This is a genomic window from uncultured Streptococcus sp., assembly GCF_938036805.1.
GTDB lineage: Bacteria > Bacillota > Bacilli > Lactobacillales > Streptococcaceae > Streptococcus.
On the sequence record NZ_CALHWC010000143.1, the window covers coordinates 1 to 12430 of the forward strand.

Sequence of the window (12430 nt, forward strand, 5' to 3'; positions counted from 1 at the left end):
GCATCTGATTTGTAATCAGAGGGTCGCGTGTTCAAGTCATGTAGCCGGCATTTTTTTGGATAGAGATGCGAACGTAGTTCAGTGGTAGAACACCACCTTGCCAAGGTGGGGGTCGCGGGTTCGAATCCCGTCGTTCGCTTTGAGGCCGGGGTGGCGGAACTGGCAGACGCACAGGACTTAAAATCCTGCGATTGGTAACGATCGTACCGGTTCGATTCCGGTCCTCGGCATAGCGGATATGCGACAGAGCACCCTTAGCTCAACTGGATAGAGTACCTGACTACGAATCAGGCGGTTAGAGGTTCGACTCCTCTAGGGTGCATGAAGGGAAACGAGGTCCTATGACTCCGTTTTTACTTATGATCGGGAAGTAGCTCAGCTTGGTAGAGTACTTGGTTTGGGACCAAGGTGTCGCAGGTTCGAATCCTGTCTTCCCGATATGCTAATTCATAAAAGACAACGGCTATATGCTGTTGTCTTTTATATTTTATAGATTCTGGTTTTAGGCCTTTCTATAATTTAGAAGTTTCGCAAATAAGATAGTATCTATATATGAACTGCTCCTTCTATTTTTGATTAAAGTATTTGGCTTACTTCATATTTTTTGGGCTCTTTGTCAACTGTAGTGGGTTAACGAAAAGTCATACCCTGGAGAGGACTGAATTGGTTCTCTCCTTTTTGATGTTCAAAGCGATGAGAATTCTCGTTTTAAAGTTTACAAAGTTCCGAAAGCCAAAAGCGTTGCGCTTGATGACTTTGATGAGGTTGTTAGTAGCTTCCAGTTTTGCGTTTGAGTAGGGCAGTTCCAGTGCATTCATGATCTTGTCCTTATCTTTCAAAAAAGTCTTAAAAACAGTTTGAAAGATAGGCTTCACACACGAAATGGTATCTTCAATGAGTCCAAAGAAATGGTCAGCCCGTTTCTCTTGAAAATGAAACAGTAAGAGTTGATAAAGCTCATAATGTTCTCGGAGTTCTTGAGAGTACGAGAGAATCTTTTCAAGAATGTCTTTATTAGTCAAGTGCATGCGAAAAGTTGGGCGATAAAAGCGTTCATGACTTAGTTTCTGACTATCTTGTTGGATGAGTTTCCAGTAGCGTTTGAGTGCCCTATATTCGTGCGATTTTTTATCCAACTGATTCATGATTTGGATGCGAAGGCGGTTCATAGCCCGGCCGAGATGTTGTACAATGTGAAAGCGGTCGAGGACGATTTTAGCAGAAGGAAATAGTTTTCTGGCAATATCGTAGTATGGGCTAAACATGTCCGTAGTAATGACTTTGACTTGGTTTCGGACTTGTCTGGAATAGCACAGGAAGTGATTGCGAATGGTTGCTTGGGCTCGCCCATCTAAGATAGCTATGATCTTTCTAGAATCAAAATCCTGTGCAATGAAGCTCATCTTGCCTTTCTTAAAGCTGTATTCATCCCAAGACATATGAGTTGGAAGGAAAGATAAATCTGTCTCGAATTTAAACTCTTTCAGTTTACGAATGACGGTGGAAGTGGAGACAGCTAGGCTTTCAGCGATGGCCGTCATAGGGACTTTCTCGATTAATTTTTGAGCGATTTTCTGCTTGACGATGGTTGCGATTTGGTGGTTCTTCTTGATTAAGGAAGTCTCAGCGACAGCCATTTTTCCACAGATTTTACAGCGAAAACGGCGTTTCTTTAAGCGAATCAGGGTTTTGTATCCCGCACACCCTAGATAGGGGATTTTAGATTCTTTCTGGAAGTCATATTTAGCCATTTGTCCTTGACAGTAAGAACATTTAGGAGCAGGATAATCTAGCTTAGCGATGACTTCTTTATGTGTACCAGCATCTAGAACATCCAAGATTATGATGTTCTTGTCTTTAATTCCGAGTAAGTTTGTGATAAAATTGAACTGTTCCATAAGATTCTTTCTAATGATGGTTTGGTCGCTTTTCATTATAGGTCTTATGGGACTTTTTTTACAACAAAAGAAGCTCCATAATTCCTACAGTGATTTTACCCACTACAGAAATTATAGAGCCATTTTTTGATGTTTATGCGTGCCTATTGACTTGATTGAATTTTCACTCGATTTTTTGTATACTAATATGAGGATAATCATTTATTGATGGGAGATTTTTATATGTTAAAGCAAGATTGGCTCGAATATTTTGAAGCCGTGAATGGCCGTTCAGCAACGGATGCGGAAATTACTCAAGCTTTGCTGGCTGGTGAATATGTTGAACCTGAGGTGACAAGTACGAACCAGGTTGGAAGTGAAACTGGCTCAATCATATCAGACTCAGTGCAAGCACAAGGAGTTACTTCAAACGGTGAATATTATGCTCAGACGCAAAATGCTTTTCAGGAACAGAATGGGCAAGGATTGTTCACTCAGCCAACTGGACAGCAATATCAAGAGCTTCCTCAGCAACAGCCTAGCCAAGATCAATTTGTTAATCAAACACAATCGTTTGCTCAGCAGGCCTATCCTTATCAACAGCCAAAAGGTGGACAACCTAACCAGTTTGTTGGTCAGCCTCAATCTTCTGGTCCGCAAGGCCTCAATCAGCAAGCTTATCAAAACAATCCGCAAGGGCAGTTCAATGCGCAGAATTTCCAGCAAGGTCCACAGGCCTACTATAGTCAGCAACAGCCTGTGCAACCAAGTGAATTTTCTAAAACAATGAAAGGTTTCTGGGCTTGGCTTATTTCTGCTTGGAAGTCGCCAACTTCAGAAGTTGAAAGTAGTAAATTAAATGGCTATCTTTCTCTAGGCTTGACTGTTTTCTTTGCAGCTATTGTGGTGAATTATAACTTTTATAATCTTATTTATTCGGTAAGTTTTGGCTTTTATAGTGGTCCGACTTTTAATTTTAGACTGTTATTGGTCTCACTGATAGCGGCAGCCCTCGTTCTTTTCTCCATTATTTTAGGAGGCTTTGCTGTAAAACGCATGGTCTATAAGGATGGAAGCTTTAGCTTTAATAAGGCATTTGACTGGTATGGCAGACTCTATGCGATTGTCTTACCTTTTGTGGCTCTTTCTGCTTTATTTAGCTTACTTGGGATTATGTCTGTATCCCTCTTCCTAGCATGGATCGGCTTAGTGTTAATTGGGGTCGGTGCAACCTTTGCTTTGATTTATTCAAAATCTAGCACGTCAATGGATCCTTTTTATAAATATTTACTAGCAATTATTGTCAATGGTGTGATTACATTTATCTTTACTTTCATCGCTTTCTCATTGCTGATGAGTCTTATGATGATGTAAAGTTTTAGGAGGTGATTTATGGCAACGAAAGAAAAGTGGGTTGAGCTTTTTGAGCAGGTTATTGGTAGAAAGCCAACCGCAGATGAATTTTTAGAAGGAAAACGTTCTGATTTTGATCCCAGAAAGATTATTTCTATTGCAGCTCCAGCAGGACAAAGTAACGATGGGGCAGCTGAAGAGAAGCAAAGTTCGGTGACTCAGGAACAAAATTTGGGGCAAGAGGAGCAAGCCCTAGAGTTTTTCAAAGAAGAATCTGTTGTGCATTCTCCTAAAGAAGAAAAGCAAGAGATTTCAGAATCGGATCAATACCAAGAGCAACGGGAAAATTGGCTGCAAGCTTTCGAGACGAATATTGGCAGAAAGCCGACTAAAGAGGAATTTTTAGAAGCTAGAAATCAAGGTTTTCTTAATTTGCCTGTTCGCTCTGAATTACTGGATTCGGAATTACCACAGAAAGCGATAAAAAAAGCAGAAAAAAGAATGTCAAAGAAGAAAGTCATGTTACTTGCTTTTCCTTTGATTTTGCTTTCTGTTTTGGTGGCAGCCTTTCTTTATTTGAGCTCGGTGACAGGTGTTAAAGTAGTGACGGACGATTTTGCAAAAGCAGTTACTAAAAAGGATTATGATGGAATTGCAAACCTTCTCTCTACGAATTCAGATAAGTGGACACGCGCAGATGCGAGGGCTTTAGTCGAACACTTAGAAAGTCAAGAAATCAATATTGAGACCGAGCTGGACAACATTGCTAAGTCAAAGGGCAAATCAGCCTATATTGATGACAATCAGAATAAACTTTTAGGTGTGACTGAAAAGAGCAAAAAATTTGGAATTTTCCAGGAATACCAAATAGTAGCCTATCCAGTAGAGGTTAAGGTTAACACGAACTTAGACAATGCGAGCATCAAAGCAGGAGATAAGAAAAGCCTTCCTTTGAATAAGAATGCTGAAACGAATATTGGCAAATATCATTTTATCAAGCAGGAATTCACCCTCAAGGGTAAGACGGAAGTCGGAGAGATTGAGAGCAAGATTCAGCTTGATTTAGCAACTGCTAAGAATAATGAAATTAAATTGGATCTTAAGTCTGAAAAGAAACGATTGAAGGTGACTATGCCAGCAGAAGCTTCAAATGCAACAGACCTTAAAATTGTTGTAAATGGCAAGGAAATTAGTGGTGGCTTGGAAACAGATATTCAAGTTGTACCACATCAAGAACTGGAAGTTTATGCTAAGTTTGTTGTTGCTGATAACACTTTTGTAACCAATAAGGAAAGTATTGTTGTCAAAGGAGACACGCTTGATGTTGCTTTATCTTTACCTAAAGAAGTGACAGATAAGATCAAAGAAAAGGATGAAGAAGCTAAAAAGCTAGAAGCTAACAAGGCAAAAATCACCAATTTCCTTAGTGAATATCGCAGTGCTATTTTCAGATCGGTTTCTAATCGTTCTAATTACTACGCTCAATACTATGACACTTCTAGTCCAGTATACAAAGAAATGGTTGAGTGGACTACAGGTGGCGGTGTCAAGAAGGCGAAAATTGATTATTACGATCCAGGAGCCTTGGATATCCGTGATGTGCGGGAGGAAAACGGTTCTTATATTGTAACGACTTATGAGGACTATACAGTGCACTATATGGATAATACTCCAAATAGTGTCAATCGTAAAAATAAAACTTACTATTTGAAGCCGGCTGGAAATTCTTTTGTGATCTATAATATTGAAGTTTCAGAAAGTTAGTGGGATACAATGAAATTTAATAAACTTATTTTTTTAGCAATATCAGTCTTGGTTTTGAGTGCTTGCTCAGCAGCCAAAGACAAGACTGAAAGTAGTACAAACAAGCAGGCAAGTAGCTCAAAGGTAGCTGTTGAAAAGAAAGAGAATGAAAAAGACCAGGCATCTAGTCAAGATACAAGGAGTGAATCGGAGAGCGCTGAGTCTAAGAAGGAGCAAAAGCAGGACGTAACTGTCGATAAAAATGTTTCTTACAACGGAAGCTATTATAGCGTTCAAGGGAAATATGACGAAATAGTCATAGCCAATAAACACTATCCATTATCAGCTGACTACAATCCAGGTGAGAATCCGACTGCTAAAGCAGAACTACTTAAGTTAATCGCAGATATGCAGTCCAAAGGTTATCCTATTAGCAACCAATATAGCGGTTTTCGTAGCTATCAAACTCAGGTCGGCCTTTATCAAAGTTATGTGAATCGAGATGGACAAGCTGCGGCTGATCGTTATTCGGCAAGACCAGGCTACAGCGAGCACCAAACTGGTTTAGCATTTGATCTGATTGATAGTAGCGGCAATCTGGTTGAAGAAGCGGGAGCTAGTCAGTGGCTCTTGGACAATGCCTATAAATATGGTTTTGTAGTACGCTATCCTGTTGGCAAGGAGAGTTCTACTGGCTATGTGCCCGAAAGTTGGCATCTACGCTATGTAGGAAAAGAGGCCAAGGAAATTTCCGAATCTGGTCTCACACTGGAAGAGTATTATCATTTTACAGGTGGTAATTATGTCCAGTAAAATCTAATTGCAGACTCAGCATCTACCTTATTCTCAAAAGTTAGAAGCTATATACTTCACTTTAAAAGTGGAGTTGAGCTGCTGGATGATTAGAAAAATGCATAGTAAAACCAGTCCTCTGTTTTGTACTGCTCCCAAAAAGTTAGACCATTAATTTAAGTAAAGGATTTAGTTCTGTATTGCACAGGACTAAGTCCTTTTAGTTTGACCTTAATTCGTTTGTTGTTGTAGTAATCAATATAGTCCACAATAGCTTGTTCCAATTGGTTAAGTGACTTAAATGTTTTCTCATAACCATAAAACATTTCTGATTTCAAAATGCCAAAGAAGGACTCCATCATGCCGTTGTCTGGACTATTGCCCTTGCGTGACATAGATGGCTGAATTCCCTTACTTTCTAGGAACCGATGATAAGAATCGTGTTGGTATTGCCACCCTTGGTCACTATGGAGGATAGTATTCTCATATCTCTTATCTATAAAAGCTTTCTCCAACATGGTTTTCACTTGTTCCAAGTTTGGTGAAGTAGAAAGATGATAAGCAATGATTTCACTGTTAAAACCATCTAAAACGGGCGATAAGTAGAGCTTTTGACTGCTTGCTGGAATGGCAAACTCTGTCACATCCGTATAGCATTTTTCCATTGGCTTCGATGCTTCAAACTGGCGTTGAATGAGATTCTCTGCTTTCTTGCCAATCTCTCCTTGGTAGGAAGAATACTTCCGTTTCCGACGAATTCGAGCCGTTAAACCAAGGATTTTCATCAAGCGTTGAACTCTCTTATGATTCACCATATAACCACGATTCCTTAATTCTAAATGGATCCGACGATAGCCATAGTTACCTTTATGTTCATTATAAATTGCTTGAATTTCGGTTTTAAGTTCTTGATTCTTATCTAGTTGATCTAGCTGTTTTAAGTAATAGTAGTAAGTTGAGCGAGCTAAATATGCCGTTTTAAGAAGTAAATCTAATCGAAATCCTCCTGAAACCATTTCTCTAACTGTCTCTGCCTTTCTCTCTCTAAGGCTTCGTCCCTTTCCTCTAACTCTTTTAACTTTTTTAGGTAGGCCACCTCAGTCCGTAAGCGTTCATTCTCCTCCTGAAGTCGCTCTAGTTCTGTCATTTCTTCCCAAGTTTTCTTCCGTTTACGTCCCATTTTAGCTGGTCTCCCTCTTGTTTTCTCAACAATAGTATACCCGTTTTTCTTGTATTGTGCCAGCCAATTTTTCAACAGCGAGCGATCAGGTAAAGCATAATCCAAAGCTACACTTCTTTGTGAACAACCTTCCAGCAGAACTTTCTCAATCATTTCTTGTTTTAATTCAGGGGAATAGTAACGATTCTTCCCTTTTTAACGATTTCTATTCCATAACGGTCAATTAATTTCACCATGTATTTTAGACCAGAAACATCCACACCAAATCTTTTTGAAAGCTGTTTGAAGATTTGTCCTTGTTTTCTTAGTTCATAGATCTGGACTTTGTCATCATAAGTTAGTTTCATTTAAAAACACCCCAAAAGTTAGATTTTTTCTGTCTAACTTTTGGGGTGCAGTTCATTTTTGGAGACTGGTTTTTTGTTTTGTTAGCACTAAGACCTAACTCATAAGATGACTAGAACTCGAGTTGACTCTGGTCCTATTCTTTTATAATTTCAATCTTTTCGATTTTAATATCTGTTTTGGGTTTATCTTTATCGCCAGTTTCTGTGGCAGCGATTTTGTCTACTACGTCCATTCCTTCAATGACTTGACCAAAGACGGTATAGCCGCCGTCAAGGCTTGGATTTCCGCCGTTTTTGTAAGCTTCAATGATTTTAGCTGGGAAGGTGTCGGTCGGTAATTGTTTGGATAAGTCTTTCTTGCTTTGGTTGATGAAAAATTGACTGCCGTTGGTGTCTTTTCCAGCATTAGCCATGGCTAGTGCACCGCGCAAGTTGTAGAGGTAAGGAGAATATTCATTCTTGAATCCATTTCCTGAGTCAATAGCCTCATTCTTGCCTTTCCAAATGGATTCGCCACCCGTACCATCTCCTTTAGGATCGCCGGTCTGAATCATGAAGTCGTTGATAACGCGGTGGAAAATCACACCGTCATAATAGCCTTCTTTTGCATGTGTCAGAAAATTTTCGACAGCTAAAGGAGCGTATTTAGGAAACAGCTTGAGGCGAATGTCTCCTTGTGTTGTGATAATCTTGACTTCAGCCTCATCTTCAGCAACTTCTGTAGATAGTTGTGGGAAGTTGGCATTCTCATTGGTCATGGCATCCTTGTACTGTTCACGGAGTTTTTGAGCTTCCGCTGCCTCAGAGCTAGTATCGGTAGCAGAAGACTGCTTAGGAGCGCTGGAGGACTTGGTAGTAGAATCTTCTTTAGTGGAGCAGCCTGTCAGAGCAAGTGCAGATAAAAGACTAAAAAGAATGATTTTTTTCATAAATAACCTTTCTATGCATAAGTTTATGAACTATTGCTATTTTACTATAAGTGCCTTAGTTTTTCAAACTTTCCTGCGTCAGAAATTCCAAGAGTAGCGATTTAAGGATTTCTGGACGCAGATTGTAGTTGTAAAGTTCTTGCAAGCTGACCCATTTGGGCTGGTAAATGTTTTGAAGACTACTGCGCTGGGCTTCCTCGCCCTGCATGAGGGGTGTATCAGCCGTAGATAGTTCGGTGTAGAAATAATACTCCTCTTTTCCCTGATTGTTCAGGGAAAAAGCTGTGTGCAGCTGGTCAGCAGAAAAACTAAGATTGACTTCTTCTTTTATTTCCCGTAAGGCGGCTTCTAGAGGTCCTTCTCCAAGTTCGATAGTCCCACCTGGAATCACGAAATACTCTTGTCCATTCTTCCAGCGATGAATGAGCAAAACCTTATCCAAGAAAGGATTGTAGATAATCACTCCTGCTCGCATACTATTCTCCTTTCTGCTGTTTTCTTCTAAATAGTCTAGCAAAAATAGCTAAAGATTACCAATCTGAGCTATAAAAACATTTTCTTGAAATTTCTGCATACGAGAAAAAAATATTTATGATAGATTGAATGTGATACATCAGAAATGGAACGTTTATGCCTAGAAATTTTAGATAAGCTATGTTGTTCATCTGCTTTTATAACGGCTTTTTTAGTAGAGCCATTGGTCAAAGAACTGGCCGTTCGTTTTTTGAAAGATCATCATAAGCGCTGGCAAAATATTAGGGTGTATCCTTGTTAGTGGAACGCTATTTGGGAGTTTGGGGAACAAATTTTGTAATGGCGGTTTCCCTTAACTTTCTCTTGGCTGGTCCGTTCTCGCCTTTTATACTAGGGCGTATTCAGAAACCTTTCCCTAATTAGGAAAAAGTCGAAGATTTTGAGGACGATAGTGAAGTTCCGAGAATTATTTGAGGAAAATTATGGTAAAATAAGAAAAGAATCATTGGTTTCGTTTGATAAAAATTTGTCGTTCGTTTGAAGGGGGCTTGATTATGGCAAGACGTTTAACAAGAAGTGCTGATGATAAAATCATTGCGGGAGTTTGCTCCGGCCTAGCTCGGTATTTTAATATAGATCCGGTTATCATCCGTGTCATCTGGGGAGTCTCCTTTTTCGCTTATGGGATTGGACTTCTTCCCTACCTCATTTTCTGGGTAATTTTACCAGAAGAATAAGGCAGAAACTAGTTGCAAAAGGCAGCTAGTTTTCTCTTTAGAAGATCTTAAAATATGGTATAATGAAAGTTATGGCAAATAAGAAAAATACAAGAAACGGTCGGACTACTAGACGGCCGACAAAAGCGGAATTAGAAAGACAGAAAGCAATTCGACGGATGATAGTCACCTTTGTTTTGGCTATTGCTTTGTTGTTTGCTGCTTTGAAGCTGGGCGCTTTTGGCGTCACCATTTATAATTTAATTCGGGTTCTGGTAGGGAGTCTGGCTTATGTGGCGATTCTAGCTGCCTTGTTTTATCTCTTTTTCTTTAAGTGGCTGCACAAACATGAGGGGAAGATTTCGGGCTTTATCAGCTTTTTCTTAGGACTAAGCTTAATCTTTCAAGCCTATTTTGTTCATGTTTTGCATTTGAAAGGGCAGGTTTTATCCACAACGCTTACGCGAGTCCTAACAGATTTGATGGCCTTTAAAGTGACCTCATTTGCTGGTGGGGGGCTGATTGGGGCGGCTCTTTATGCTCCGATTTCTTTTCTCTTTTCAAATATCGGCTCTTATTTTATCGGGCTACTCCTGATTTTGCTAGGGGCTCTGCTCATGAGTCCATGGTCGCTTTATGATCTTGCTGAGAAATTTAGCGTGGCTTTCCAAAATTGGCGGGAAAAAGAGGAAGAAAAGCGTCAGCTCCGTTTTCTTGAGCAGGAGGAGAAAGCTGCACAGGCAGCTATGCAAGCCATTGAGGTAGAGCAGGCAGGAGCTGAAGTGGATCCTGAAACGGGAGAGATTCTAGATGCCGAGGACTTGTCCTATTCGCCTATGGACTTTGACGAGGCGGACTATGCTGAAGAGGGAGACTATAGTCCTCATGAGCCGCTAGATTTTGGCCGAGACGAGGAAATAGAAGAAGCAGAGGCGGACGTAGAGGTAGATTTTACGACCAAAGAAAGTCTAGATTATAAATTACCGACCATCAATCTCTTTGCGCCTGATAAGCCTAAAAACCAGTCTAAAGAAAAGCGGATTGTCCGTGAAAACATCAAGATTTTGGAAGAAACATTTGCTAGCTTTGGGATTAAGGTTACTGTCGAACGAGCTGAAATCGGACCTTCTGTCACCAAGTACGAGGTTAAGCCAGCTGTCGGCGTTCGGGTCAATCGGATCTCTAATCTGGCGGATGACTTGGCTCTCGCTCTAGCTGCCAAGGATGTGCGGATTGAGGCTCCCATTCCCGGGAAATCTCTTGTCGGGATCGAAGTGCCCAACTCTGAAATTGCGACCGTGACCTTCCGAGAACTCTGGGACCAGTCCAATACAGATGCTAGCAAGCTCCTAGAAATCCCGCTCGGTAAGGCCGTCAATGGCTCTGTTCGCTCCTTTGACTTGGCTAAGATGCCCCACCTCTTGGTGGCTGGCTCTACTGGCTCTGGTAAATCTGTGGCTGTCAACGGCATTATTGCCAGCATTCTCATGAAGGCCAGACCTGATGAAGTAAAGTTTATGATGGTGGATCCTAAGATGGTGGAGCTGTCCGTTTATAATGACATTCCCCACTTGCTTATCCCAGTCGTAACCAATCCTCGCAAGGCCAGCCGTGCTCTCCAGAAGGTTGTAGACGAGATGGAAAACCGTTATGAACTCTTCTCTAAGGTCGGTGCTCGTAATATTGCTGGCTACAATGCTAAAGTAGCCGAGTACAATGCCCAATCAGAGTACAAGCAAGTTTCCCTGCCTTTAATCGTTGTCATCGTGGACGAGCTGGCTGACCTTATGATGGTGGCTAGCAAGGAAGTGGAAGACGCCATTATTCGTCTGGGACAAAAAGCGCGTGCAGCTGGGATTCACATGATTCTGGCTACTCAGCGGCCATCTGTAGATGTTATCTCGGGTCTGATCAAGGCCAATGTGCCCTCTCGGATCGCCTTTGCTGTGTCCAGCGGGACAGACAGTCGGACTATTCTAGATGAAAATGGAGCAGAAAAACTCTTGGGTCGAGGAGACATGCTCTTTAAGCCGATTGATGAAAACCATCCAGTTCGTCTGCAGGGTTCCTTTATATCGGATGAGGACGTGGAGCGAATCGTAGCCTTTGTCAAGAATCAAGCTGAAGCTGATTATGATGATAGCTTTGATCCTGGTGAAGTATCTGAAAGCGATATGGAGTCTGGTGGGAGCGACGATGAAGGTGATCCCCTCTTTGAAGAAGCCAAGGCATTGGTTATCGAGACACAAAAGGCCAGCGCTTCTATGATCCAGCGGCGACTCTCCGTCGGCTTTAATCGGGCCACTCGTCTTATGGAAGAACTGGAAGCAGCAGGCGTTATCGGACCAGCCGAAGGAACCAAGCCGAGAAAAGTTTTGCAGACGAGTTAAACGTTTTCCTGAGCAGTTGGTTAACAAGAATAACATCCTGTAAATGCAAATCTGCCAGCAGTTAGCCGGCAGATTTTCTCTACTGAGGAATGAAAGGAAAAAGCTATGAAACTAGATAGCATTCACCATATTGCAATTATTGGCCATGATTATGCCAAGGCCAGGGAGTTTTATGTGGACAAGCTGGGCTTTGACATGCTGGAAGAGCACCATCGACCCGACAAGCAGGACATTCTCTTTAATGTCCGTAAGGGAAATTTGACGCTGGAAATTTTCATCAAGGAAGAGGCTCCCAAGCGGCCAGCCTTGCCAGCTCCAGAGCATACTGGTCTGCGGCATCTGGCTTTCCGAGTGACAGATGTCGAAGAAACGCTAGCGGAATTTGACCGTTTGGAGATTCCCTATACCGAGCTGCGTTATGACGACTTTGATGGCCGTAAGATGGCTTTCTTCTTTGATCCCGATGGCCTGCCTCTAGAGATTCATGAATAAGACTAGGAGACTCGGAGGGACTTCGTTTCTCAGCAGAAGAATAACTCATAAGATTTACATATGAAAACCCATCGGCTATGACTGTACTGACCCCAAAAAGTTAGACAAATAATTTAAGTAAAGGATTTAGTTCTGTA

At 41.3% G+C, this 12430-nt stretch carries 9 protein-coding genes, 4 tRNA genes and 1 pseudogene; 10 read left to right on the forward strand and 4 right to left on the reverse strand.

Annotated elements, in window-relative coordinates:
* Positions 1–67: 67 nt before the first annotated feature.
* From Q0191_RS05745 to Q0191_RS05760, 4 genes are all read left to right on the forward strand, one after another.
* A tRNA-Gly gene (locus Q0191_RS05745) sits at positions 68–139 on the forward strand.
* 5 nt (positions 140–144) lie between these two features.
* A tRNA-Leu gene (locus Q0191_RS05750) sits at positions 145–230 on the forward strand.
* Between the two features lie 18 nt (positions 231–248).
* Positions 249–322, forward strand: a tRNA-Arg gene (locus Q0191_RS05755).
* A 42-nt stretch (positions 323–364) separates the two neighbouring features.
* Positions 365–438 (forward strand) — tRNA-Pro (locus tag Q0191_RS05760).
* Positions 439–641: 203 nt separating this feature from the next.
* Here the strand turns inward: Q0191_RS05760 and Q0191_RS05765 are convergent.
* Positions 642–1898 carry an ISL3 family transposase gene (locus tag Q0191_RS05765; RefSeq protein WP_297664646.1) on the reverse strand — a complete coding sequence of 419 codons (1257 nt, stop codon included), beginning with the start codon at positions 1896–1898 and terminating at the stop codon, positions 642–644.
* A 222-nt stretch (positions 1899–2120) separates the two neighbouring features.
* On the opposite strand from Q0191_RS05765, the gene Q0191_RS05770 reads away from it, so the two are divergent.
* Genes Q0191_RS05770 through ldcB form a run of 3 tightly spaced genes read left to right on the forward strand, consistent with a single transcriptional unit; the run spans position 2121 to position 5786 of the window.
* Positions 2121–3251, forward strand: coding sequence for a DUF6574 domain-containing protein (locus Q0191_RS05770; RefSeq protein WP_297664647.1), 1131 nt, complete (start codon positions 2121–2123; stop codon positions 3249–3251).
* Between the two features lie 18 nt (positions 3252–3269).
* Positions 3270–4994 (forward strand): TcaA second domain-containing protein, encoded by a 1725-nt coding sequence (locus Q0191_RS05775; protein WP_297664649.1) that lies wholly within the window; start codon positions 3270–3272, stop codon positions 4992–4994.
* A gap of 9 nt (positions 4995–5003) precedes the next feature.
* Positions 5004–5786, forward strand: coding sequence for an LD-carboxypeptidase LdcB/DacB (ldcB, locus tag Q0191_RS05780; protein ID WP_297664651.1), 783 nt, complete (start codon positions 5004–5006; stop codon positions 5784–5786).
* Between the two features lie 155 nt (positions 5787–5941).
* Here the strand turns inward: ldcB and Q0191_RS05785 are convergent.
* The 3 genes and pseudogenes from Q0191_RS05785 to Q0191_RS05795 form a co-directional block, all read right to left on the reverse strand.
* Positions 5942–7292 (reverse strand): annotated as a pseudogene (locus Q0191_RS05785) (IS3 family transposase).
* Positions 7293–7426: 134 nt separating this feature from the next.
* Entirely contained in the window at positions 7427–8221 is a 795-nt protein-coding gene (locus Q0191_RS05790; RefSeq protein ID WP_148886856.1) for a peptidylprolyl isomerase, read from the reverse strand.
* A gap of 55 nt (positions 8222–8276) precedes the next feature.
* Complete coding sequence (locus tag Q0191_RS05795) at positions 8277–8696, reverse strand: NUDIX domain-containing protein (protein WP_297664655.1); 420 nt, start codon at positions 8694–8696, stop codon at positions 8277–8279.
* 553 nt (positions 8697–9249) lie between these two features.
* Here Q0191_RS05795 and Q0191_RS05800 point away from each other — a divergent pair.
* The 3 genes from Q0191_RS05800 (at position 9250) to Q0191_RS05810 (ending at position 12293) form a co-directional block, all read left to right on the forward strand.
* Positions 9250–9432, forward strand: coding sequence for a PspC domain-containing protein (locus tag Q0191_RS05800; protein ID WP_148887930.1), 183 nt, complete (start codon positions 9250–9252; stop codon positions 9430–9432).
* A gap of 71 nt (positions 9433–9503) precedes the next feature.
* Positions 9504–11801 (forward strand): DNA translocase FtsK, encoded by a 2298-nt coding sequence (locus Q0191_RS05805; RefSeq protein WP_297664660.1) that lies wholly within the window; start codon positions 9504–9506, stop codon positions 11799–11801.
* A gap of 105 nt (positions 11802–11906) precedes the next feature.
* Entirely contained in the window at positions 11907–12293 is a 387-nt protein-coding gene (locus Q0191_RS05810; protein WP_297664662.1) for a VOC family protein, read from the forward strand.
* Positions 12294–12430: the final 137 nt, after the last annotated feature.